This is a genomic window from Catonella sp., from assembly GCF_057250765.1.
Map to the genome: position 1 here is coordinate 25,588 of NZ_DBHIEC010000009.1, position 23,048 is coordinate 48,635.

The following is a 23,048-nucleotide window of genomic DNA, read 5'->3' on the forward strand; positions in this document are numbered from 1 at the left end:
TCTGTTCCTGCGAATACCCTTTAACCCCTCCCTAAAACTATTAACTAAAGTTCGAATTTTCATCATTTACACCGTTTATCCAATCACCGGCTACTTCGCCATTTTTTAATTCAATTACTCTTTTATTCATCAGTTTCACAATTTCAATATTGTGGGTAACAACGACAACGGTAGTTCCGTTTTTATTGACCTCTTCAAGCAGATTCATAATCTCCCAGGAATTCTTTGGGTCCAGGTTACCTGTAGGCTCATCTGCAAGGATCATAATTGGCTCATTAACCAAAGCTCTGGCAAGGGCTACTCTCTGCTGTTCGCCGCCTGAAAGTTCCCTTGGAAATGCCTTTTCCTTATCAGCCAGGCCTACTATATCTAACATTTTAGGAACGGTCTCTTTTATGACCTTAGGTTCCTTCTCTACTATTTGCATGGCAAAGGCTACGTTTTCATACACGGATCTGTCTTTTAAGAGTCTGAAGTCCTGAAATACCATCCCGACATTCCGCCTGTGTTTTGCTACCTGATTATGCTTTAGCCTCTTTAAGTTCTTACCGTTGACATACACCTTTCCCTTGGTTGGGCTTATTTCCCTCATAAGGAGTTTTAATAGGGTTGATTTACCGGCACCACTGTCTCCGATTACAAAAACAAATTCACCTTTTTTTATGGTTATATTAACCTCTTTAAGTGAATTTGTTTCACCGTTATTCTTTGATGAATAATCCTTTGTGACATTCACAAGCATAATGGCAGGAACGTCTTCATCAGGATTCCTATACTTATAAGAACTTTCAGAGAATAATCTCTTATTCTCTGAAAGCCTTTTTCTTCTACTATTTTTAGCCATTAGAATTCTTGATTCTCCATATATTTCATGTACTTAACTACCATAAGTGCAATCTTAAATGTAATAGCATCATCAAACACTCTTATATCAAGATTAGTCATTTTCTGAAGCTTATCCAGGCGGTATACCAAGGTATTACGATGGATATAAAGCTGTCTGGATGTCTCAGAAACATTCAAGCTGTTTTCAAAGAATTTGTTGATGGTTGAAAGTGTCTCATCATCAAACTCATCAGGAGACTTACCTTCAAATATTTCTCTAATAAACATCTTACAAAGAGGCATAGGTAACTGATATATAAGTCTTCCTATTCCAAGTGTATTGTAACCTACTATATTAAGGTCAGCATAGAAAATCTTGCCAACATCAAGAGCCATCTTAGCTTCTTTATAAGAACGTGATACATCCTTAATCTCAGGAACTATAGTACCATAAGAAATATTCACTGAAGACATTGCCTCAGCGTTTAGCATATCAAGCATAGTCTTGGCTACCTTATCCATATCTGCATAGTCTTCTTCCGGTTCAAGCTCCTTAACCACAATTATATCTTTTTCATCAACAGCTGTAATAAAATCCTTTGTTTTTCCTGAAAAGAGGCTTCTAACTGTCTCAAGTGCATTTGAATCCTTCTCGATTTTAGTCTCAATAAGGAATACAATACGCCTTGCTTCAATATCTATGTGAAGCTTCTTTGATCTGTTGTAGATGTCAACCAAAAGAAGATTGTCGAGTAAAAGATTCTTAATAAAGTTATCTTTATCATATCTTTCTTTATAGGCAACGATAAGATTCTGAATCTGGAATCCTGCAATCTTTCCCACCATATACACATCATCATTGTCACCTCTGGCAATGATAATATATTCAAGCTGCTGTTCATCAAAAACCTTGAAGAACTGATTGCCGGAAAGCACCTGACTATCAGCAGGTGACTCCACCAAATTAAGTACTGCTTCCTCATACTGTTCCGCGCCATCAAAAGTAGAAGCAAGATTCTTTCCTTCAGTATCCATCACACAGAGATCAACTCTTGTGATTCCCTTAAGTCCTTCTATGGTGCTCTGTAAAATCTGATTTGATATCATTAGCTCACCCCGCATATTATTGTTTTAGTGTTTCACATGCCAATCCCTACAGGCATAATCAGCTATTCAAAGTTAATTTTGTGAGTAATTTGAATAACCCAACTCTAATTCTACCATTTATTTGTCAAAATGTAAAGAAAAGCCGGTCTCATATTAATAATTTCTAATGAGACCGGCATAACTATTATATTATTTTGCTAATTAGAACACGATTGCAAGACCTGATTCCTTGTCAAAGATATGCATCTTGGAAAGATCAAGCGCAAATTTAACTGCATCTCCTACTCTTGCGGTAGTACGAGGGTTAACTCTTGCAGTAAACTCTACATCACCAACAGGGAAGTAGAGGAATACTTCTGCACCAAGAAGCTCATATACTCTGATAGTAGCATCAAAAGTAGTATCAGGTGAGCTATTGATATATACTTCTTCATCATGGATATCCTCAGGACGAATACCAAACTCAACTGTCTTTCCATCATATCCTTTTTCAATGAGAGCCTTAGCCTTCTCGTTAGGAACCTTAACCTTAAATCCTGCAAATTCAAGGGTAACTGTCTCGCCCTCTTTCTTAACAAGAGCATCGATAAAGTTCATCTCAGGAGAACCGATAAATCCTGCAACGAACTTATTAACAGGCTTCTCGTAAAGGTTCTGAGGTGTATCTACCTGCTGGATATAACCATCCTTCATAACTACGATTCTGGTACCAAGTGTCATAGCCTCAGTCTGATCGTGTGTTACGTAGATAATGGTTGTCTCAAGTCTCTGATGAAGCTTACTAATCTCGATACGCATCTGTACACGAAGCTTAGCATCAAGGTTTGAAAGAGGCTCATCCATAAGGAATACCTTAGGATTACGAACGATAGCACGTCCCATAGCAACACGCTGTCTCTGACCACCTGAAAGAGCTGCTGGCTTACGGTCAAGAAGCTTCTCAAGGTCAAGGATCTTAGCAGCATCATTAACGAGTCTGTTAATCTCTTCCTTTGGAGTCTTTCTAAGCTTAAGTCCGAATGCCATATTATCAAATACTGACATATGTGGATAAAGAGCGTAGTTCTGGAATACCATCGCGATATCCCTGTCCTTAGGCTCAACATCATTTACTCTCTTATCTCCAATGTAAAGATCTCCACCTGAAATCTCTTCAAGACCTGCAATCATACGGAGTGTTGTAGACTTACCACAACCTGATGGTCCAACAAAAATGATGAACTCTTTGTCTGCGATTTCAAGATTGAATTCTTTAACAGCCTCAAAACCGTTTGGATACTTCTTTGTTACGTTTCTTAATGATAAACTTGCCATAGCTTCCTCCCTTATAAACTTTTTACCAGATTTTAAACAATCTATGTAAAGTAATAATAGTGAACAAATCTTTATGAATACATAATACACCATTATAGTCAACTAAACCATTCTTTTTTTACACAAAATCGAAACCTTTTTTTTGTTACATTTGTCCTAAAAACATTAAAAGTGCGCACTGAATAGAAAATTTGCACAATTTTTTGAGGATTTTTTAGGTAATTTTTACTTCATTTTTAAGTTTACAAATACAAAGCCCATCATTCACTCTACAATTAAACTAAATTTAATTAAATACAATCAAACTTGTAAGTAGTTTAATTCTTATTGAAATCGCAAGATTGTCGTACTGAAATCGCATAAAAATAATTGTAAATAGTGCTACTTAAGTCTATAATCCAATTATGAAGCAATTAACTACAGTTCGCATTATAAGGATGCAAACGCAAAAGCTTTCGATATTCAAACTTTATAATTCTTATTGTAGTAAACAATAATACTTTTTATAGGAGGAAGTACTATGGCTGAATTATTTAACAATATACCTAAAATTGCCTACGAGGGGCCAAAATCAAAGAATCCTCTTTCTTTCCGCTACTACGACGCGGATAGAATAATACTCGGAAAACCAATGAAGGAGCACCTTCCTTTTGCTATGGCTTGGTGGCACAATCTCTGTGCTACAGGAGCGGATATGTTTGGACGAGGTACAGCAAACAAGGACTTTGGTACTGAAAATGGAAGTATGGAACATGCAAAGGCTAAGGTGGATGCCGGATTTGAATTTATGGAGAAGCTTGGGATCAAATACTTCTGTTTCCATGATGTTGACCTTGTTCCCGAGGCAGAAGACATAAAGGAAACAAATGCCCGCCTTGATGAGATTTCGAACTACATACTGGAGAAAATGAAAGGAACTGATATTAAGTGCCTTTGGGGAACAGCCAATATGTTCAGCAACCCAAGATTTGTAAATGGTGCAGGCTCTACAAACAGTGCTGATGTATACTGCTTTGCTGCAGCACAGATAAAGAAGGCTCTTGATATTACAGTTAAGCTTGGAGGCCGCGGCTATGTATTCTGGGGCGGTAGAGAAGGATATGAAACCTTACTTAATACAGATGTTAAGTTTGAACAGGAAAATATAGCAAACCTTATGAAGATGGCCGTAGAGTACGGACGCAGCATAGGCTTTAAGGGAGACTTTTACATAGAGCCTAAGCCAAAGGAACCAATGAAGCACCAGTACGACTTTGATGCAGCAACAGCAATAGGCTTCCTTAGAAGCTATGGCCTTGATAAAGACTTTAAGTTAAACATAGAAGCAAACCATGCTACTCTTGCAGGACACAGCTTCCAGCATGAGCTTCGTATATCTGCTATAAACGGCATGCTTGGAAGTGTTGATGCAAATCAGGGCGATACCCTTCTTGGCTGGGATACCGACGAATTCCCATTCGATGTATATGATACAACAATGTGCATGTATGAGGTTCTTAAAAATGGCGGACTTACAGGTGGATTTAACTTTGATGCAAAAAACCGCCGCCCAAGCTATACCTATGAAGATATGTTCTATGGCTTCATACTCGGTATGGACAGCTTTGCCCTTGGTCTTATAAAGGCTGCTAAGCTCATTGAAGAAGGCACTCTTGACAACTTTATAAAAGAGCGTTACGAAAGCTTTGAGAGTGAAATAGGTAAGAAAATCCGCTCCAAGTCAGCCAGCCTTGAAGAACTTGCAGCTTATGCTGAGAATATGGGTTCTCCTAAGATGCCTGGTAGCGGAAGACAGGAATATCTACAGTCTGCACTAAATCAGACATTATTTGGTGATGCTTAGACTTAAGTGACATTTACTTATCTCACACTGCGGATACTGAGAGAGAATTTTTAATAGGGAGTTTCTCCTAGATTTACTATCAGGCAAAAAGCTCAATGGCAATGAATCATCACTGTCATTGAGCTTTTTATTATCATCTTATCTACAAATCCTTTGTCGCCTCATAGACTTTTTTGTAGCTTTCATAAACCTCATTGTACTTACGGACATTCTCACTCTTTGGATGAGCGGCTGATTTGTAATGCACAAAGGTCCCGGCACATTCATTTAGATTGTTAAACCAACCAAGACCCACTGCTGCCATCATAGCTGCTCCAAGTCCCGGTCCCTGCTCTGTGGTAAGGGTTATAATTTCAGTATCAAAGATATCTGCCTGAATCTGCAGCCACTCTTTATTCTTACTTCCTCCCCCTACCGAAAGAATCTTATCAAATTTTCTTCCTGTAAGCCCCGACATAAGCTCCTTAGAATCCCTCAATGAGAAGGTTATTCCCTCAAGAACCGCCCTTGCAAAATGGCTCCTGGTATGAGTTGTATCTATCCTTGTAAAACTTCCCCTAACCTTGCTGTCAGCATAAGGAGTACGCTCCCCCACTATATAAGGGGCAAAAAGCAAGCCATCTGAGCCTGCCGGTATACTTCGGATGTCAGAAAGCAGCTCTTCAAAGCTTTCATTAGGAGCAAATGTCTCCTTAAACCAGTTAAGGCTATGTCCTGCTGCCAGAGTCACTCCCATCGAGTAATACGCATCCGGGATACCGTGGTTAAAAAGGTGCAGCTGTCCCTTATAGTGGCTGTGCGCCTCTTCTTCATATGACAAGAATACTCCGGATGTACCTATGCTTACCATACCGAGTCCACTTACAGTTATACCTGAGCCTACTGCTGCACAGGCATTGTCTGCACCACCTCCCATCACCTTTATTTCTTTTTCAAAGCCAAATTTCTCTCTATATTCAGGACTAACTTTTCCAACACAGTCAATCGAATTGTAAAGCTTTGGAAGAATTTTTGCATCAATGCCGTATTTCTCAAGGATTTCATCAGACCACTTCTTTGCCGCCACATCTAAGAGCAGAGTTCCTGCTGCATCAGAGTAGTCTGTTGCAAGTTCTCCTGTAAGCCTGAAGATAAGATAGTCCTTTGGCAGCATGATATGAGCTGTCTTTTCCCAAAGCTTTGGCTCTTCTTCCTTCATCCAGAGTATCTTCGGTAAGGTAAATCCCTCTAGGGCTTTGTTTTTGGTAATTTCTATAAGTCTTTCTCCAAAGCCCTCCATAATCTCTGCGCACTGAGCCGTCGTACGGGTATCGTTCCAAAGTATTGCAGGCCTTACTGTATTATAATTTTCATCAAGGGTAACAAGACCATGCATCTGCCCTGATATAGCTATTCCTTCAAGCTCTTTCTTAAAATCAGAAACCTTTTCAAGAAGTTTACTAAATACAACCTCACAGGCCTTTATCCACTCTTCACCGTTTTGCTCACTGTAGCCCTTCTTAGGATGAAGCAGAGGGTAGTCTGCGCCTGCAAATGCCACTACTTCACCGCTTTTATTCATCAAAAGTCCTTTTAATGAACTTGTTCCAAGGTCTATTCCCAATACATATCCCATAGTCTTCTCTCCTTAGTCAGGTGGCTTGATTTGATTTTATTTAACCGCACTATTGTGTGAATACTCTATAAAGCCCTCTCCAAAGGCTTCTCTTACATCACTTACTATGATGAAGGCCTTAGGATCAGTAATAGATGCGATTTCCTTAAGCTTTACAATCTCTTTCTTGCCAACTACACAAAAAAGCATATTTTTATCATTGTTGGTATACATTCCCTTTGCAGAAAGAGCTGTTACGCCTCTGTCCATCTCACTCATTATAAGCTTTGCTATCTCGTCATATTTGTCTGATATTATATATACAAGCTTAGCAAACTTCACACCCTCAAGCATGGTATCTGATATCTTGGTTAATACGTATATAGTAATAATGCCGTACATTGCATTTCTAAAGCCCAGTACGAAGGCACCGAGTACGACTATAAGTCCGTCTACTACAAAGAGAATACTTGGTACTGAATAGTGTTTAAGGAACTTGTGGACAATGGCACTTACCATATCAGTACCACCACTGGTGGAGTTGGTAAGGAAGATAAGTCCTATGCCTACACCGTCAAGCAAGCCTCCGAGTGCTACTGCAAGGAAATAGTCTCCACCACACAAATTGTAGGTAGGGATTACATAGAGCCAGGCGGCAAATGCAACTGCACCAAGCAGTGTCTTAGCCACAAAGTCTTTACCAAGTACAATCAAAGCTATGATAAATACCGGTACATTTAACAGGGCGTTACTTAGCCATACAGGAATATCAAGCCCGAAGTTCTGCGCAAAATACTTGATAACTATAGCGAAGCCTCCAAAGCCTCCCATAACCATCTTCATTGGCTCGTAGATAAGCTTTACCGGTGCTGACATACAAAAGGTTCCGAGTAATATTAATACAACATCGAATAACTTTCTGTATTTGGATTTCTGCATCTTTGTAATTGTCTGAATCATTTTAGTAATTAACCTCTCTAATTTTATTTACTGCCCGAAGACAGCATATTTACTATATCTTCTTTCTTAATAATCACACCTCCATCAAATCTCTCCCCCTGTATGGAGATAAACCTGATGTTGTCCTTACTTACTTCCTGTAGTTTACTTAAGATATCCACATAGGTACTCTTTTTAATATCTGTGAACTTGCTGTTATACAGGCTTTTAACAAATTCGGACTTCGCATTTTTATCCGCGTTTATAACACTATTTATGAAGGTCTGTAAAAATGTAGAGTCACCCTTTGTATTAAAGTAGAATACTTTGTCGGCATCTTCTGCACTTAAGAATAGAAAATGTGAGATACCCAGTTCAAGGTAGTCCTCAAGCATCAACATCCCAGCCTTAAGCCCCTGTTTATTCTTACTGTACTTATACAGGTGCGACAAAGTAAGTACCTGTGGCACATCGGCAAGTGAGGTGGATATCTCTTTGAATAGCTCATTTGAGACTTCAAACTTCATGTCTCCCGGGAAACTATAAAAACTGATTTTATTCTCCTGTTTGTCAAAGTTTACAAAATAAGCAGAACTTATAAGTTCCTTGTCCTCCTTATCACCTATGAAGATTATACCTCTTATAACCTCTTCGGTAGCCGCATCAGGCAGGGCTTTATTTAGCAGAGTAGTCTGAGTTATTTTAATATCTTTCTTAGTATTATTTGTATTCTCTCCGCTCCCGTTATCTGCATCCTTAAACTTATAGATGTAGACAAGTAATAAAGCAATAATTAACAACATAATTATGATTGTTGTTAACACGAATATCTTTGCTACTTTCTTAGTCATCCGCCTTACTACCTCTTTCTGGTAACAATCAGTTGTAATTTTTTCTCAAGATTTGGCCCAAATCCCTTTAATACCGTGATTTCATCCGTGCCAAAATCCTGCATCACATTTCCGTTTATAAGTACGTTGGGGTTTGGCTGATAGTGAATCTCGGCCTCCCCGGTAATGGCATTTCTTCTTATCGTAAAAGTTGACCCCTTAGAAGAGGACATAACCTTTGAGTCAGTAGGAAGGATAATCACTCCCTGATTGAACTGATCTGTAAGTCCAAGGTAATAAAGGACTGAATTATAGTCTTTTATTGCTGCCCCACTGCTTGTATAAAGGGCATAAGGCACAATATTGTCCTGACCTAAGTAATTATTGTTGCCGGTGAAGTAGAATATACTTAAAGTACTTCCATCGGTTATTGTTTTCTTTATGACCTGTCTTACAGAACCACCCTGTATGGTTATGTTTATTTCACCCGACTTAACAGTGCCTGCACTTAAAGGATAGGTCAGATAACTAACACCGTCAACTGTTATAGGCCTTATTGACTCCTTGGTTTCTACTCCATTTTCAAGCACAGTATCTACACTTACCAAGGCACTTCCTGTTGCAGACACAGAAAGCTTAGTATCCTTAAGCCCCATTGTGTTAATGTTGTTACCGTAATTATCGGATACCTTGATAAGCAGATAATAACTGTCAGGATTCATATTTACCCAGACATTGCTCCCAAAATCCCTGATTACATCGCCGTTTTTAAGCTTTGTTACATCCTTGTCAACCACAGGCTCGTAAAATATACCTGAAGATGTTACAGTATTTCTGTATACGCATCTGTAAATTCCCTTAAACTCAGCAGACATAATAAATGATGGCGGTACAACTCTAACAATCTGTGTAGCACTAATCTCGCTGTTGTCAGCATTTTTATAGCTTATTTTAAGCTCTCCCGAGGAGCCAATTGGCGTAGGCTGGTTCGGTATATTGGAAGGAAAAATCAGCGTTACCTTGCCTGCTTCATTTACCGAAACGCTGTCTCCCTTCCAGGTTACGCTAAACCTGTCGTTAAGAATATCAGGACTTGCAGTAATTTCTTTTCCCTTATCATCTATGACCTTAAAATATACATCTGCGAATAATACACCGTTTTGGACAGTCATATCCCTTACAATAGCATTGGTAGAAAGTTCAATCCTTGCAGGCTTTCCATTCACATTATTACTAGCGGAAGTATTGTCATCCTTCTTTGTATCATCACTCTTTGAGCCGCCTGTAATGCTAATCTTAATTAAATCACTTACAACATCATCCTTTGATGTTGTACTCTTCTTTGCAGAAGCCCTCACATACAAGGTTCCTGATTTATCCCCCGCTGTAAAGATACCGTTCTTGTCTATGGTTCCAAGATTTGACTTAGTCAAAACGTCTTCATCCGCAAAAAGCTGATAGAACACTTTGTCAGTTGACTTAATGCCTTCGTTTATCTCAAGCGCCTCATCCACAGGGGTGATTTTGGACTTAAACCTATAGGTAGAGCCGCTTTCTACCTCGACATCATCAGCTGTTCCAGCGGCGTTTAAAAGACTTACCTCACCTGCCTTAGTCTCTGCTGTAAACTTACATCTTAGAGTATAGGTTTTCTTTCCAAGTTTATATCTGAAGCTGACTGTGGCTTTCCCGTTTCCTACGGCCTTACAGCTTCCGTTCTTACTTACCTTAACCCTACCCTTATTATCCGACTTCCAGGTACCTTTAATGCCCTTGGTCTTACCACCGATATTATACTTTAGCTTTACACTGCCTCCTCCCACATAAATGGTTTTCTTGGTGACAGGTTTCTTTGAAGTGTAGAGGTAGTTCTTAGCCGCTGCTACTGCCTCTGTACTAAACAATGTTGATATACCTACTGTCGCACTTAGAAGCACAACAAACAATTTATTTTTCATAATCTCCTCCTACAAGTTAATATGTGAGAAAGAATTCCCCACATAAGAGTATAACATAAATTTCATCTATTTTCACTACTAACTTGCACAGTTATAAAATTATTGCTAACATAGATATAAGTATCAAAAAGTATAATACATTAAGCAACCCGGATTCTTCACCCCATAGTATACATCCTTTTGTGATGGCAAAGTAGGACAAACTGTTTTCAGTCTGTAAACACGGGGTATAATGCGGATTATATACATCGGAGGAAAGATGAATAAGACTGTACTTATAAGCGGCTCAGGCAGGGGAATAGGTAGGGCAATTGCCACAAGATTTGCAAAAGAGGGATATAAGATAGCAATAAATGCAAACAAATCTAAAGATGAGCTTGAAGAAACCAAAGATTATCTCATCTCTTTAGGTGTGCCAGTGCTAGTGGGGCAGGGCGATGTAGGAAATTATGAGTTTTGTAAAGATTTTGTCGATGAGGTAAAAAACACTCTTGGAAGTGTAGACATACTGGTAAACAATGCAGGAATATCTCATATAGGACTGCTTTCAGATATGAAGCCTAATGAATGGAATGAGGTAATAAACACCAACCTTACCTCTCTATACAATCTCTCAAGCCTTGTCATTCCTGACATGGTTAGAAAAAGTGCAGGTAAAATAATAAATATTTCTTCTGTTTGGGGAAATGTAGGCGCATCTATGGAGGTCGCCTACTCCGCAAGCAAGGGCGGAATGAACTCCTTTACTAAGGCTCTTTCTAAGGAGCTTGCCCCAAGCAATATACAGGTAAATGCCATAGCCTGTGGAGCCATAGATACAGAAATGAACAGCTTTTTAGACTATAATGAACTTGCCGCCCTTATAGACGAAATTCCTGCATCAAGACTTGGAAAGCCCGAAGAAGTAGCCGAGCTTACCTATAGTCTTGCCACAGGAAATGATTATCTGACCGGTCAGATTATTTCTCTTGATGGCGGCTGGTGCTAGACATAATCCTTGCCTCCCACAGGTGGTATATCTTATTGGGATTTTGTTTTCTTTACCTTCTGTGGGCTTGTTTTGGCAACTTTTTTAGAGTTTAAGAGGTCATTGTAGAACATATACTGCTGCATGATAGCGGCATAGCCTTTATATCTATGAAAAGGAAAGCCATCTTTATAATGTGCGGCTAGTATCTGCTTTACATGGGTGTCTATAGGGAAGGCATTAAGGTGATGAAGGCCAAAAACACAAATACAGTCAGCCACCTTTTTACCTATGCCATGTTCTGCCATAAGTGCCTTCTTTGCCTCCTCATAAGAAAGTCCAACGAGGCTTTCAGGCACAAACTCCCCCTTTACCGTCTTAAGAGCAAGTCTATGTATATATTCATCCCTGTAACCCAGACCATAAGAATGTAACTCCTCCACAGGTACCTGGCTTAAAACTGCTGCAGAGGGAAAGCTTCCGTCTTTTGTTAAGGCACAAAGCTTTGCTATACTGTTTTTTATACGGGGAATGTTGTTATTCTGTGAAACTATAAAAGAAATGATTATCTCCCAAAGGTCCTGTCTCAGTATCCTTATCCCATAGCCATGCTCTATGGCAGTCTTTAAGTATTCATCCTCCGCGTCCACCAAGGCCTTGACCTTAGCATAGTCCAGTCCCAAATCAAAATAATCATACCAGACTTTATTAAATTCTTCCTCACTGCAGTGAAATACAAAGCTTCCGTCTTTTTCTTCTACAAGAGTAGTGTGTTCTCTAAACCAAACCCTGTACAGCCCTTCCTCTTCTTCATTCATCCTAAATATCTGGCCTGAATCAGCTATCTGCTTTAGATTTAAGTCATTTAGCTTTATAGTAAACTTGTCACTCATCAAATAAGCTTCTCCTATTTCTCGCTTTCAATTATATTCTTAAACTTGGCTTTTATCCTTACAAGCGCATTGTCTATGGACTTAGGACTTCTCTCAAGAGCTTCTGCTATCTCCACATAGTCCTTTCCTGACAGATAGAGATCAAGCACCTCTTCCTCAAGCTTTGATAGGGACTCGCTAAGCTTCTCAAGTAGAAATATTGTATTTTCCTTGTCTACCACAAAGCCCTCAGGTTCAAAGAGACTGCTTGCACGGAGATTGTTGATGAGCTTTATATCATCTGCATCCTCTCCCGTAGCCTGCCCTGCATATAGCGAAATATAGGTATTAAGAGGTCGGTTTTTACCTGCCTGCCCTGCCTTTATTGCGTTATACATCCTTCGTTCGCAGACCATATTGGCAAAGGTTGAAAACATAGCATTCTTTGACTTGTCAAAATCTCTTACCGCAATAAAAAGTCCTATCATCCCTTCCTGTATCAGGTCTTCTCTGTCTCCTCCAAGCAGATACAGGGTTTTAGCCTTACCCCTTACCAGATTCTTATATTTGTTTATAAGATAGCTCTCAGCCTCTACATCTCCCTCTTTTGCCTTCTCACAGAGCTCCTCGTCTGTGAATTTTTCAAAATTCATAAACTAAAATATCCCCATTATTTATTTGTGGTAAGTCTCTGCCTTACTATCTCGTATGCAAGTACTCCTGCCGCAACTGAAGCATTTAAGGAATCAATCTGCCCAAACATAGGCACCCTTACTACAAAATCGCATTTTTCCTTAACAAGCCTGCTTACTCCGCTTCCCTCAGAGCCTATAACAAGTCCTAAAGCTCCCGTGAGGTTACAGTTATACATAAGTTCTCCTGACATATCCGCACAAGCAAACCAGATTCCCTTTTCTTTAAGTTCATCTATGGTGCGGCTGATATTAGTAACCTTGGCTACAGGTGTATAATTGATGGCACCTGCTGAAGTTCTTGCCACAGTGGCAGTAAGTCCTACAGCATGTCTCTTTGGAATGATAACCCCGTGAGCCCCCGCCTGATTGGCAGTCCTTATTATAGCCCCAAGGTTATGAGGATCCTCTATATCATCAAGAACTATGACAAAAGGCGGCTCTCCCTTTTCCTTGGCGGCATTTAAGATGTCGTCAACCTCAGCATACCCATAGGCTGCAGCCATAGCCACAACTCCCTGATGCTTGTCTCCCTCAGCATACTTATTAAGCCTGTCTTTGCTTACAAAGCTTATGATAGCATCAGTCTTTTTGGCTGCCCTTAGTATGGACTGCAGGGTTCCATCTGCTACTCCCTCCTGCACATAGAGCCTGTCTATTGTCCTGTCTGACCTAAAAGCTTCAAGTACGGCATTCCTACCGTAAATAACAAGGCTAGTCTCCTCATTATCATTATAATTTTCTTTCATTTTTCTCCTTTAGCAAAAAGCACAGTTTCATAATTATTTGCAATAAATCCTTAAATTCCGTAAGCTATAAGCCTAATATCTTCATAGTCTTGAACCTGCGCCTGCCTTTATTAGTTCAAGCATCCTCTCATTTTTACCTGTAAGATAAAGATATCCCATCAAAGCCTCAAAGCCTGTAGCTATCCTATAGTCTATAATACTGGCGTTTTTAGCAGAGGTATAAGACTTTGCATTCCTTCCACGCTTAAACACAGCCTCTTCCTCGCTACTTAGGAGTGGCAGTATGATTTCCATAGTCTCTTTTTGCGCAGTCGCCTTTACAAGGGAGCTTGCCTTGTGGTGGAGCTTATTGACAGGGGCATTCCCTTTTTCTACAATTATAGTACGAATCACAACCTCGTAAATGGCATCGCCTATGTAGGCAAGGGTAAGAGGGGAAAAGCTCCTTATATCCTTGTCTTCAATGTCAAAATAGCCTTCAATTTCATTTACCGAAAGTCCCGATATATCTATATCCTTTTCCACTTAACACCCTCTCTGGTATCTTCCAAAACTATACCCTTTGATGTAAGTATGTCTCTTATTTCATCTGCTCTGGCAAAATTCTTGGCCTTTCTTGACTCTGTCCTCTCTTTTATGAGAGCCTCAATCTCCTCATCAAGAATCTCCTTTTGCTTTACTACCTTTAATCCAAGAACATCAGATAAAAGCACTATTATTCCTCTTATCTCTTTGATTAGTTCTGCTGAAGATTCAGCACTTATCTCAGAGTTAGCAAGCTTTACGAGGTTAAATATAGCAGAAACGGCGTCAGCAGTATTGAAGTCATCCTCCATGGATGCTTCAAAGTCCTTTTTGAAAGCTAAAGCTTTCTCTTTCGTTTCTTTTTCTGCATCAGTTAGCTCTCTTAATACAGCATTTTCAAGGAGGAAATCAAGGTTTGATACCGCATTTGTAATCCTCTCAAGCCCTGTCTTAGCCGCCTCCATAAGCTCGTGGCTGAAGTTGATAGGTCCTCTGTAGTGAGCTCCAAGCATAAAGAACCTAAGCACACCAAGGTCGTATTCCTTGCTTACATCCCTTATGGTAATGAAGTTTCCGAGAGACTTACTCATCTTCTCGTTGTTAATCCTAAGGTAACCGTTGTGCATCCAGTACTTGGCAAAATCTTTGCCGTTTGCAGCCTCACTCTGGGCTATTTCATTCTCATGGTGAGGGAAGATAAGGTCTTCTCCACCTGCGTGGATGTCTATCTGCTCACCAAGGTACTTCTTACTCATAACAGAACACTCTATATGCCAGCCCGGTCTTCCTTCACCCCAAGGTGATACCCAAAAAGGCTCTCCCTCCTTCTTTGGCTTCCAGAGTACAAAGTCTAGAGGATCTTCTTTTTCATCATTGATGGCAATCCTCGCGCCTGCTTCAAGGTCATCTATATTCTTATTGGATAGCTTGCCGTAAGGCTCAAAGCTTCTGGTTCTAAAGTAAACGCTGCCGTTTTTAGCGTAGGCGTGGCCTTTTTTAATGAGCTCCTCTATCATTTCTATCATCCCGTCTATCTCTTCGGTAGCCTTGGGATTCTTGGTCGCAGGAAGCACATTTAAGCCTTCCATGTCAGTCTTTGCTTCTTTAATATATCTCTCTGATATCTCTGATGCACTTACACCCTCTTCGTTGGCACGCTTTATTATCTTGTCGTCCACATCCGTAAAATTAGATACAAAGTTCACATCATATCCCTTATATTCAAAATATCTGCGGATAGTGTCAAAGATAATGATAGGTCTTGCATTTCCTATATGCATAAAGTTATACACTGTAGGACCGCAGACATACATCTTTACCTTACCAGGCTCAATCGGTGTAAATTCTTCTTCTTTGTTTGTAAGTGTATTATGTATTTTCATCTTCTCTTCCCTTCGTATATTCTTCAAAACTCTTAGCAAGCTTATCCAGCTTCTTTCTAAGCTTCTTATTCTCTTCTCTTAAGGCTGTAATATCCCTAAGCACCGGATCCGGAAAATGAATCTGGTCAAGGTCAATATGCTCACACTTGATATTGTTTCGCTTAACTATTCTTCCAGGCACTCCTACAACTGTAGAATTTGACGGAATATCCTTAAGCACCACACTTCCTGCACCAATCTTAGTGTTATCTCCAATGGTAATATTGCCAAGCACCTTCGCACCCGCACTAATCATTACATTGTTGCCTATGGTAGGATGGCGCTTCCCTGTCTGCTTTCCGGTACCGCCAAGGGTAACTCCCTGATAAAGGGTACAGTCATCGCCGATTACGGCAGTTTCACCAATAACCACTCCTATGCCATGGTCAATGAAGAAGTTATTTCCTATTGTTGCACCAGGATGGATATCTATACCCGTCTTGTCAGCCCCTTTTTGCATTATCTTTCTAGCAAGAAAAAAATGCCCTTTTAAGTAAAGCTTATGAGCAATACGATATCTCATCATTATTCTAAATCCCGGGTAAAGCAGGACTTCATACTTTGATTTGATGGCAGGATCTCTTTGACGTATGGAAGCACATTCTTCCTTAAAAAATTTAATAAATCCCATTATCTGCCGCACCCTCCACAGCCGCCGCAGCCACCGCAGCCGCCCATCATATAATCATCTTCATTGATTGCTTCTTTAAGAAGACACACTGCCTGAGCCTTCATCCCCTCTCCAGTCCCTGTAAAGCCAAGGCCTTCCTCTGTGGTAGCCTTGATATTTACCTGACTTTCCTCTATCCCTAAGGTCTTTGCTATGTTTTTGACCATATCAGGTATGAAAGGCGCAAGCTTTGGCCTCTCGGCCATAATGGTTGCATCTATGTTCTCTATTACATAAAGCTTATCTTCAATAATTTTACCGACTACAGCAAGGAGCTTAAGGCTGTCCACATCCTTATATCTCTCGTCTGTATCCGGGAAATGTCTGCCTATGTCACCCTCTGCCGCTGCCCCAAGCAGGGCATCCATAATGGCATGGGTTAGCACATCGGCATCAGAATGCCCAAGGAGCCCCTTTTCAAATGGTATCAGAACACCTCCGAGAATCAACTTCCTGCCCTCTACCAACCTATGTACATCATATCCGTTTCCTATTCTCATTATTCAACCGTTCCTCTTTCTCTCCAGTACACTATCCACTCGTCCAAAGTCCAGGGAGTGTAGTCTGAATACATGCAAAAACAATTTATCATGTTACAGGGAATATTTTTAACCGTACCGTCCTTATAGCAGGACTTGGTCTCACGTGTAATCCTTATAAATTCCTCTATGAGCCTCTGGTCGTGAGTGTCGTGAACATGACCATAGAGCATAAAGGTCTTTGGCTTTCCCTCAGTATTAAGTCTGTACTGCCCATTGTAACACATAATGGGATAATGGCAAAGCACAATCTTTCTGTTATTGTCTTTTAGCTCCGTATAGTCTTTAATCCATTCAAATCTACTCTCGTCAAAGGCTGTCTTCTTAAGATAGAGACTGTCGTGATTCCCCCTTATAAGGCAGAGCTTTCCGTTTAGTCTGCTAAGGAGTTCGTTGGTTTCTTCCGCCTTACCATAGGAGAGGTCTCCAAGTATGATGACCTCATCCCTTTTATTTACTCTGGTATTCCACCGCTTTATAATATAATTATGCATTTCTTCTACATCTCTAAAGCCTCTGTTGTCCATTTCGTTGTTTAATTTTTCGTGGAAAAAATGCAAATCTGAAATATAATACCTCAATTTTTCTCCTTATATCTAGTAGCCAAACATACCGCTTAGGGAGTCATCATTCTCTATCCAGTCATTCACGCTTATTACTCTAAAGTTGTCCTTATCATCTCTTATGTAGACTCTTTCTATGCCGGCATTGATGATTACCCTCTTACACATAGCACAGCTATTGGCATTCTCAACATAGCCACCACCGCGCATTTCAATACCTACAATGTAGATGTCGCTTCCGATAAGCTCCTCCCTTGAAGCACTTATGATGGCATTCTGCTCTGCGTGAACACTGCGGCAAAGCTCATATCGCTCTCCTCTTGGAACCTTTAACTTCTCACGCATACAAAAGCCCAGATCTGAACAGTTCTTCCTGCCTCTTGGCGCCCCTGTATATCCCGTTGCAATTACTTCGTCGTTCTTTACAATGACTGCCCCATAATGTCTTCTAAGGCAGGTACTTCTTTGCGATACCACTTCCGCTATATCAAGGTAATAGTTTATCTTATCTCTTCTTTCCATACATTCTCCCACAGTTCTTGGTTATAAAAAAAGCACCTGACTACATTGCTGTAACTCAGGCACCCTGTATCATAGCGAAGGAGGGACTTGAACCCCCGACACCACGGGTATGAACCGTGTGCTCTAGCCAACTGAGCTACTTCGCCATATCAGTTTCAAGACTTCTCTCAAAACAACAAGGGTATTATAAATGTTTATGAGGGAAATGTCAATAGGTTTTTTAAAATATGTGGCTGCAAGTTGAAGGTGTAGTTTTGGGGCTTAAATGCAACATGGTTCCTCGACAACCTTAGAAATCCTGCTACTACAGTGGTCTCTTAAATCCCACCATAGTCAAAAGCCCCGCACATATATGTGCAGGGCTTTTGATTACTAATGTTCAACTTCCATCTTTCTTTTTGCAAAGGTTGCAACAAGAATCAGGATTGCTCCTACTGAGTAGTACCAGCCATCAGGTATTATCGAGTCTGATGGTGATGTATCAGCCTTATTTGCATTAAATCCGGCTAAAGGAGTACCATCCTCAGTAACCTCATATTCATTGTCTCCATTTGACTTTATCTCTCTTACAGCACTTGCTGATGCGGTAGCACTGTACTGCGTTACCTTTCCGGTATTTGTTTCATCATAAGCCGCAGAAGGCGTGGTTTTCGCATACACAGGACTTCCAAATCCTGCCAAAATAATCACTGAAATAAGTATAAATCGTACAACACTATATTTATAATTTCGACACATAAAGTCCTCCTTCAACTTATTTTTTCTTTTATTACCACAATTCATAAAAGCTTATCTGGAGTAATAAAAGTACAGCATTTGTGATGTTTTAATAACTCCTCACACTTACTTATATCGGCTAATAAGTTAAAAAGTTAACACTTCATGCCTTTTATTTCTATAATTTTACATTTACATATTAAGACAGTCTTTTACCACAGATTATAGTCATAACTCATAAAAGTCTGCACCATTGTAGCAGTATAGACTTACTCCCCCTGTACAATATTATGCATAGGGGGAGTTAAACTGCTTATTATTCTCTTTTCTCTTTACGCTTTCTTCCTGTAAACACAGCTATTAAGAGTAGTCCTGCTCCAAGCTCATAATACAAAAGAGTTCCTGCCCCACCTGTTCTTGGGAGTCTTCTCTTCGCTCTGTTTTGTATAAAATGAGACAGAGGGGTACCATCATCTTTAAGCACGTACTCTTTCAGCTTGTCAGGCTTTGTCTTCTTTACAAAATGTCCAAGAGGATAGCCATCATCATCTATGACAATAATCTCATAACTGCTGTTCGGATCGTTTGGGTCAGGAACATTGTCAAGATTGTAGGTAGGTATGTTGGGATTTGTATTATTGCCAGGTGTAGGATGTGGCTCTAAAGGCTTCTCCGAAGTACCCGGTTCACTTGGGCTTTCAGGAGCTGACGGGTCTGACGGCTGATTAGGATGTGTAGGTTTTACAGGCGTATTAGGTACGCTTGGCTTAACCGGTTTCTTTGGAGCATTTGGTTTATCTTCACTAGGAGGATTAGGGTCTGGTTCACCTCCAGAAGGAGGTGCAATTCCACCGCCTCCTGATTCTGATGTTGACAAGTTGGTTATAGTCAGTTCATTGCCATCCTGAGTGACATTGCCATATGAGTCAAGTAGCTCTATCATCCTGCCTACCTGAAGCTCAGTAACTCTTATCCTGTATTCTGTAGGATTTAGCCTATATCCTTCAGGAGCTTTAACTTCCTTAAGCACATAGTCACCTGAACTTATTCTGTCAAATTCAATCCTTCCTTCTGCATCAGTTGTCTTAGGTGAGCCGTATACCTGCGCTCCATCCTTTGTTAGCTCAAATTTTGCCCCAGAGAGGAACTTATCCTTAGCCTGATTGGTCTTGAATACGGTTAGCTTATCAAAGCCCCATACCCTTCCTGTTGAGGATACATTTACAGCATAGCCTACATCAGGCTTCTTTACCACCTTTTCAGTCAAGTCTTCAAAAAGAGATACAGTATTTCTTACCTCTTCACCCGAATTAATCGGAGCACTGAAATCTGTTATGTAAGTAATCTTGTAGTTTGCATTACTGTTTGGCAGGTTGATAATGAACTTTCTGCCTGTATCTTCATACTTAAATATCTCACTAAGATTATCTTTTATTTCACGCTGTGGTATAAACTTACCATTGTCATCTACGGTTCCCTCAAATATCCTAAAGTTGTCTCCCTGGAATACGAGCTCAGGGCTGTTCTTTTTCTTCCTTACTATGATATTGTTACTAAGGCCATCCTCAAAATGCACCTTTTCACCTGCACTATAAGTCTTATATGGTCTGTATACTATACTCCACTTTATAAAGCCTTTTTCAGCATATTTTGAGACATTTTCATCATAGGTTTTCCAGATGAATTCTTCGTTTACGTCCACTCCCTGATTGTCAGTTATCTTTACTTCTTTTTTTCTGTCAGCATCGTTGGTATCTATCCACTTCTTTTCAGCGGTGATTTCAGCCTTGTTTACTATGTTTTCCCTTTTGTTCAAATAAGAATCTACCTTATCAGTCTTAATACGCAGCTTAAAAAGGATAACATAAGTCTCATCCAGCTTTGTAAATTTAAATATCAGTTTATTGTGAGAAACATCATTTGTAAATGTAAGCTTATCCGTACCAAGGGAAAGTGGTGAACCCTCTGCAAGTACAGTTGCATCAGCCTTTGCTAAGCTAGTAGCTGCCTTACCGTTGTAAATGAGATAGTCGTTGTTCCCGTTTATCTTAGCAAGTTCAAAGTCCTCAGGGATGATGTCGGTAAGGGTAACTGCACCGAGGTCTCCGTCTACATCGTTTACCCCCGCTGCATTCACACTTATTCTGTAGATGATAGACTTATCTTCCCTGTTATAAGCCACTGCCTTATTGTCTTTGGCAGTTTTAGCCGCATAGTCAAAGACATCATCATTTATTATATTGTTGCCTGCTGATACAGCTAGATTGTTTACAAATCTCTTCGCTGCATCCTTTGAAAGCACCTGCTTGTTAAGCATTTTGGTGTTATACTTGGTTGCATTCGCTGCTTCTTCTATAAGGGTTCCATCAGGCTTAAAGAGATTCATAAAGTTATATGCCGCTGTATCCCTTGTATCCATAACCTGCTTTGGCTCCACAAGCTTTGACCTAAACTTAACTACAGTCTTTTTCCTATTATCCGGAAGTGCCTCTCCTTTTGCTGGGTCCATCTTTAATTCAAGCAAGTGTCCTACCAGCTTATCTGCATTATCCCTTATAGCGTACACTTCGTACTCAATCCCTGAGTTATTTTCGAGAAGCGGTGAAGAAGAATTTACCAGCCTTTGATGATTCTGTGCATCCACACTTACTACCTTATCAAAGGTAAGATTTGTTTTAAGTGTTTTTGTGGTTGTGTCATTTAAGCCTGTTATCTTGTAGCCTGTCTCCAGACCCTTTCTATTTGCTTTTACATCATTGTCAAAGATAAAGGTATCGTAAATGTAGTAAGTATTAGTATCTGAATTTTCTCTTACAAAGTTTGCACTCCACTCGGTTTCAAATGCAGCCCTTCTTATCTTGACACCTGAATTCTCCTCAAGTCTTCTATCATCTTCATTTTCAGTCTCTCCAGGTTCAAGCTCGTATATTTTGGCTATCTTTTCTAACTTTTTCTTACCGATTTTGGCAACTGCGGAGAACTTGACTCTTTCATTCACTCCGCCCCAGCCTATGATGGCATCATTCTTAAATTCATAATAGTTGTCCTGAAGGGTTAATTCATTAGTAACTATGGTAAGTCTTGTCTTTTTAGTCACGCTTGGGATGGTATACTCATCATTATCAGTACCGGCAGGATTAACGTTATGTTTGGTTTCTGACCAATCTCCTTTAGTTTCATCCCATACCTGATAGTAGCTCTCTTTTCTTGTCTGAGCAATGTTTCCGATAGTTGAATTAGCAAGTTTGTCTTTAACAGTTACCGTCCCAAGATTTGCATCAAGCTCATTGAACACAATACTCCAGGTAATACTTTTGTTATCAGCTGATGTAAGTCCTTCCTTCTTTCCAAAAGGAATGAGCTTTACCGTTGCTTCATTGGTCTTACTTTCTAACTTTCCATCCTTGTATAGCTCTGCGCTGTTTTTATATACCTTGCCATACTTGTATTCATCATTTGATATATTGGTACTGAATCTAATCACTGCCCTTCCTATGTTAGGATCAGGTACATCAGATGGCTGTATGGTGTATTTAAGCACCTTATCTGTATAGCTCGGAGTTACTGTCTGTCCATTGATAGTCAGGGAACCACTCTTATACTCACCAACCTTTGTAAGGTCATCTACAAATACATAGTCTTTAAGGCTTAACTGATAATTAACTGAGCCAAGTATCTTTTTATCAACTGTCACTGTCCAGTCCACCGTTCCGTTAGGAATGTTTAGTTCAGCTTTTTTCTCAGTCCTTAGGTCTTCCTTGGTATCATCTACGTCAACTTCGTAGTCTGAGATTTTTACCTTACCATTACCTGCAGGAGCCTCTAGTTTGTTGACATCTACTCTTAGCTTAACTACTGCTTTTATCTCAATCTCATCCTGGTCAAACATAACAGGATCAGCTTCTGAAAAATCAAATCTAACCTTAACCTTACCTTGTGCGTCTGTCACAAAAGAAGTCTTACATATATTCTTACCTCTAATTTCAACAGGACTTAGAGCAATGTCGGGCTTAGTATACTCTTCTTTACTAAGAACTCCATTAGGCAGTATAAACGGTGCACCAAGTTCATATTCTACATACGAATTATCTGTTATATGATGTGTAGCATTTTTGTCAAATTTGAACTTATCCTTGATTGTAGCCGTTATATCAGTGGTCAAATCTACTTTATTATTACCAGTCTGCGTGATTTCCTGTCCATTTTGGAAAAATACCATGCTGTGGTCTAGAACTGCCTGAGTATTGGTTACATTATCCGTTGCAGGAGGAGCTGCACTTACATATGAAGGCACGCTAAGTCCCGATAAAACTAATCCGATTATAAGTATGAAGCTTAAAAAACTACCTTTATATTTTTTCCACATAAATTTCTCCTCTAGTTATCATAGTAAGTCATATT

The 23,048-nt window shown here is 39.9% G+C and carries 20 protein-coding genes and 1 tRNA gene; 2 read left to right on the forward strand and 19 right to left on the reverse strand.

Annotated elements, in window-relative coordinates:
* Nucleotides 1–40: 40 nt before the first annotated feature.
* The 3 genes from ftsE to ACO6HM_RS06140 all read right to left on the reverse strand — a co-directional run bounded on the left by ftsE (nucleotide 41) and on the right by ACO6HM_RS06140 (nucleotide 3,246).
* Complete coding sequence (ftsE, locus tag ACO6HM_RS06130) at nucleotides 41–742, reverse strand: cell division ATP-binding protein FtsE (RefSeq protein WP_208430298.1); 702 nt, start codon at nucleotides 740–742, stop codon at nucleotides 41–43.
* A 101-nt stretch (nucleotides 743–843) separates the two neighbouring features.
* On the reverse strand, nucleotides 844–1,932 hold the full coding sequence (locus ACO6HM_RS06135; RefSeq protein WP_485390250.1) for a PucR family transcriptional regulator: 1,089 nt from the start codon (nucleotides 1,930–1,932) through the stop codon (nucleotides 844–846).
* A gap of 201 nt (nucleotides 1,933–2,133) precedes the next feature.
* Nucleotides 2,134–3,246: an ABC transporter ATP-binding protein gene (locus ACO6HM_RS06140; protein ID WP_485390251.1), complete on the reverse strand. Its 1,113-nt coding sequence runs from the start codon at nucleotides 3,244–3,246 to the stop codon at nucleotides 2,134–2,136.
* Between the two features lie 520 nt (nucleotides 3,247–3,766).
* Here ACO6HM_RS06140 and xylA point away from each other — a divergent pair.
* Complete coding sequence (gene xylA, locus ACO6HM_RS06145) at nucleotides 3,767–5,089, forward strand: xylose isomerase (RefSeq protein WP_485390252.1); 1,323 nt, start codon at nucleotides 3,767–3,769, stop codon at nucleotides 5,087–5,089.
* A 142-nt stretch (nucleotides 5,090–5,231) separates the two neighbouring features.
* Here the strand turns inward: xylA and xylB are convergent, their stop codons facing one another.
* Genes xylB through ACO6HM_RS06165 form a run of 4 tightly spaced genes read right to left on the reverse strand, consistent with a single transcriptional unit; the run spans nucleotide 5,232 to nucleotide 10,410 of the window.
* Complete coding sequence (gene xylB / locus ACO6HM_RS06150; RefSeq protein WP_485390253.1) at nucleotides 5,232–6,704, reverse strand: xylulokinase; 1,473 nt, start codon at nucleotides 6,702–6,704, stop codon at nucleotides 5,232–5,234.
* A 36-nt stretch (nucleotides 6,705–6,740) separates the two neighbouring features.
* The gene (locus ACO6HM_RS06155) at nucleotides 6,741–7,643 is read right to left on the reverse strand and encodes a YitT family protein (protein ID WP_485390254.1); all 903 of its coding nucleotides are present in this window, start codon (nucleotides 7,641–7,643) and stop codon (nucleotides 6,741–6,743) included.
* A 23-nt stretch (nucleotides 7,644–7,666) separates the two neighbouring features.
* Complete coding sequence (locus ACO6HM_RS06160; RefSeq protein ID WP_485390255.1) at nucleotides 7,667–8,473, reverse strand: hypothetical protein; 807 nt, start codon at nucleotides 8,471–8,473, stop codon at nucleotides 7,667–7,669.
* An 8-nt stretch (nucleotides 8,474–8,481) separates the two neighbouring features.
* Complete coding sequence (locus ACO6HM_RS06165) at nucleotides 8,482–10,410, reverse strand: Ig-like domain-containing protein (protein ID WP_485390256.1); 1,929 nt, start codon at nucleotides 10,408–10,410, stop codon at nucleotides 8,482–8,484.
* A 259-nt stretch (nucleotides 10,411–10,669) separates the two neighbouring features.
* Between ACO6HM_RS06165 and ymfI the strand changes: the two genes are divergently transcribed.
* Complete coding sequence (gene ymfI / locus ACO6HM_RS06170; RefSeq protein ID WP_485390257.1) at nucleotides 10,670–11,398, forward strand: elongation factor P 5-aminopentanone reductase; 729 nt, start codon at nucleotides 10,670–10,672, stop codon at nucleotides 11,396–11,398.
* A gap of 32 nt (nucleotides 11,399–11,430) precedes the next feature.
* On the opposite strand, the gene ACO6HM_RS06175 is transcribed toward ymfI, so the two are convergent.
* The 12 genes from ACO6HM_RS06175 to ACO6HM_RS06230 form a co-directional block, all read right to left on the reverse strand.
* Entirely contained in the window at nucleotides 11,431–12,270 is an 840-nt protein-coding gene (locus tag ACO6HM_RS06175) for a DNA-3-methyladenine glycosylase family protein (RefSeq protein WP_485390258.1), read from the reverse strand.
* Nucleotides 12,271–12,284: 14 nt separating this feature from the next.
* Nucleotides 12,285–12,902 carry a sigma-70 family RNA polymerase sigma factor gene (locus ACO6HM_RS06180; RefSeq protein ID WP_485390259.1) on the reverse strand — a complete coding sequence of 206 codons (618 nt, stop codon included), beginning with the start codon at nucleotides 12,900–12,902 and terminating at the stop codon, nucleotides 12,285–12,287.
* Between the two features lie 17 nt (nucleotides 12,903–12,919).
* The gene (rlmB, locus tag ACO6HM_RS06185) at nucleotides 12,920–13,690 is read right to left on the reverse strand and encodes a 23S rRNA (guanosine(2251)-2'-O)-methyltransferase RlmB (protein ID WP_485390260.1); all 771 of its coding nucleotides are present in this window, start codon (nucleotides 13,688–13,690) and stop codon (nucleotides 12,920–12,922) included.
* Nucleotides 13,691–13,771: 81 nt separating this feature from the next.
* On the reverse strand, nucleotides 13,772–14,215 hold the full coding sequence (locus ACO6HM_RS06190) for a Mini-ribonuclease 3 (RefSeq protein ID WP_485390261.1): 444 nt from the start codon (nucleotides 14,213–14,215) through the stop codon (nucleotides 13,772–13,774).
* On the reverse strand, nucleotides 14,200–15,597 hold the full coding sequence (gene cysS / locus ACO6HM_RS06195) for a cysteine--tRNA ligase (protein WP_485390262.1): 1,398 nt from the start codon (nucleotides 15,595–15,597) through the stop codon (nucleotides 14,200–14,202). The genes ACO6HM_RS06190 and cysS overlap by 16 nt, the downstream gene beginning before the upstream one ends.
* On the reverse strand, nucleotides 15,584–16,267 hold the full coding sequence (cysE, locus tag ACO6HM_RS06200) for a serine O-acetyltransferase (protein ID WP_485390263.1): 684 nt from the start codon (nucleotides 16,265–16,267) through the stop codon (nucleotides 15,584–15,586). Before cysE ends, cysS begins: the two co-directional genes overlap by 14 nt.
* Entirely contained in the window at nucleotides 16,267–16,806 is a 540-nt protein-coding gene (gene ispF / locus ACO6HM_RS06205) for a 2-C-methyl-D-erythritol 2,4-cyclodiphosphate synthase (RefSeq protein ID WP_485390264.1), read from the reverse strand. The genes cysE and ispF overlap by 1 nt, the downstream gene beginning before the upstream one ends.
* Entirely contained in the window at nucleotides 16,806–17,426 is a 621-nt protein-coding gene (locus ACO6HM_RS06210) for a metallophosphoesterase (RefSeq protein ID WP_485390265.1), read from the reverse strand. The genes ispF and ACO6HM_RS06210 overlap by 1 nt, the downstream gene beginning before the upstream one ends.
* Before the next feature lie 15 nt (nucleotides 17,427–17,441).
* Nucleotides 17,442–17,930: a deoxycytidylate deaminase gene (locus ACO6HM_RS06215; RefSeq protein WP_208428318.1), complete on the reverse strand. Its 489-nt coding sequence runs from the start codon at nucleotides 17,928–17,930 to the stop codon at nucleotides 17,442–17,444.
* Between the two features lie 72 nt (nucleotides 17,931–18,002).
* Nucleotides 18,003–18,076, reverse strand: a tRNA-Met gene (locus ACO6HM_RS06220).
* 226 nt (nucleotides 18,077–18,302) lie between these two features.
* A complete protein-coding gene (locus ACO6HM_RS06225; RefSeq protein ID WP_485390266.1) occupies nucleotides 18,303–18,668 on the reverse strand; it encodes a hypothetical protein in 366 nt (121 codons plus the stop codon).
* Nucleotides 18,669–18,963: 295 nt separating this feature from the next.
* The gene (locus ACO6HM_RS06230; RefSeq protein WP_485390267.1) at nucleotides 18,964–23,013 is read right to left on the reverse strand and encodes a SpaA isopeptide-forming pilin-related protein; all 4,050 of its coding nucleotides are present in this window, start codon (nucleotides 23,011–23,013) and stop codon (nucleotides 18,964–18,966) included.
* Nucleotides 23,014–23,048: the final 35 nt, after the last annotated feature.

Coding starts and splice junctions, on each gene's coding strand:
- cysE (WP_485390263.1), bottom strand. CDS start 16,267: ATGGGATTTATTAAATTTTTTAAGGAAGAATGTGCTTCCATACGTCAA.
- ftsE (WP_208430298.1), bottom strand. CDS start 742: ATGCTTGTGAATGTCACAAAGGATTATTCATCAAAGAATAACGGTGAA.
- xylA (WP_485390252.1), top strand. CDS start 3,767: ATGGCTGAATTATTTAACAATATACCTAAAATTGCCTACGAGGGGCCA.
- ACO6HM_RS06175 (WP_485390258.1), bottom strand. CDS start 12,270: ATGAGTGACAAGTTTACTATAAAGCTAAATGACTTAAATCTAAAGCAG.
- ACO6HM_RS06155 (WP_485390254.1), bottom strand. CDS start 7,643: ATGATTCAGACAATTACAAAGATGCAGAAATCCAAATACAGAAAGTTA.
- ACO6HM_RS06230 (WP_485390267.1), bottom strand. CDS start 23,013: ATGTGGAAAAAATATAAAGGTAGTTTTTTAAGCTTCATACTTATAATC.
- ACO6HM_RS06165 (WP_485390256.1), bottom strand. CDS start 10,410: ATGAAAAATAAATTGTTTGTTGTGCTTCTAAGTGCGACAGTAGGTATA.
- ACO6HM_RS06140 (WP_485390251.1), bottom strand. CDS start 3,246: ATGGCAAGTTTATCATTAAGAAACGTAACAAAGAAGTATCCAAACGGT.
- ispF (WP_485390264.1), bottom strand. CDS start 16,806: ATGAGAATAGGAAACGGATATGATGTACATAGGTTGGTAGAGGGCAGG.
- ACO6HM_RS06180 (WP_485390259.1), bottom strand. CDS start 12,902: ATGAATTTTGAAAAATTCACAGACGAGGAGCTCTGTGAGAAGGCAAAA.
- ymfI (WP_485390257.1), top strand. CDS start 10,670: ATGAATAAGACTGTACTTATAAGCGGCTCAGGCAGGGGAATAGGTAGG.
- cysS (WP_485390262.1), bottom strand. CDS start 15,597: ATGAAAATACATAATACACTTACAAACAAAGAAGAAGAATTTACACCG.
- xylB (WP_485390253.1), bottom strand. CDS start 6,704: ATGGGATATGTATTGGGAATAGACCTTGGAACAAGTTCATTAAAAGGA.
- ACO6HM_RS06215 (WP_208428318.1), bottom strand. CDS start 17,930: ATGGAAAGAAGAGATAAGATAAACTATTACCTTGATATAGCGGAAGTG.
- ACO6HM_RS06135 (WP_485390250.1), bottom strand. CDS start 1,932: ATGATATCAAATCAGATTTTACAGAGCACCATAGAAGGACTTAAGGGA.
- ACO6HM_RS06160 (WP_485390255.1), bottom strand. CDS start 8,473: ATGACTAAGAAAGTAGCAAAGATATTCGTGTTAACAACAATCATAATT.
- ACO6HM_RS06225 (WP_485390266.1), bottom strand. CDS start 18,668: ATGTGTCGAAATTATAAATATAGTGTTGTACGATTTATACTTATTTCA.
- rlmB (WP_485390260.1), bottom strand. CDS start 13,690: ATGAAAGAAAATTATAATGATAATGAGGAGACTAGCCTTGTTATTTAC.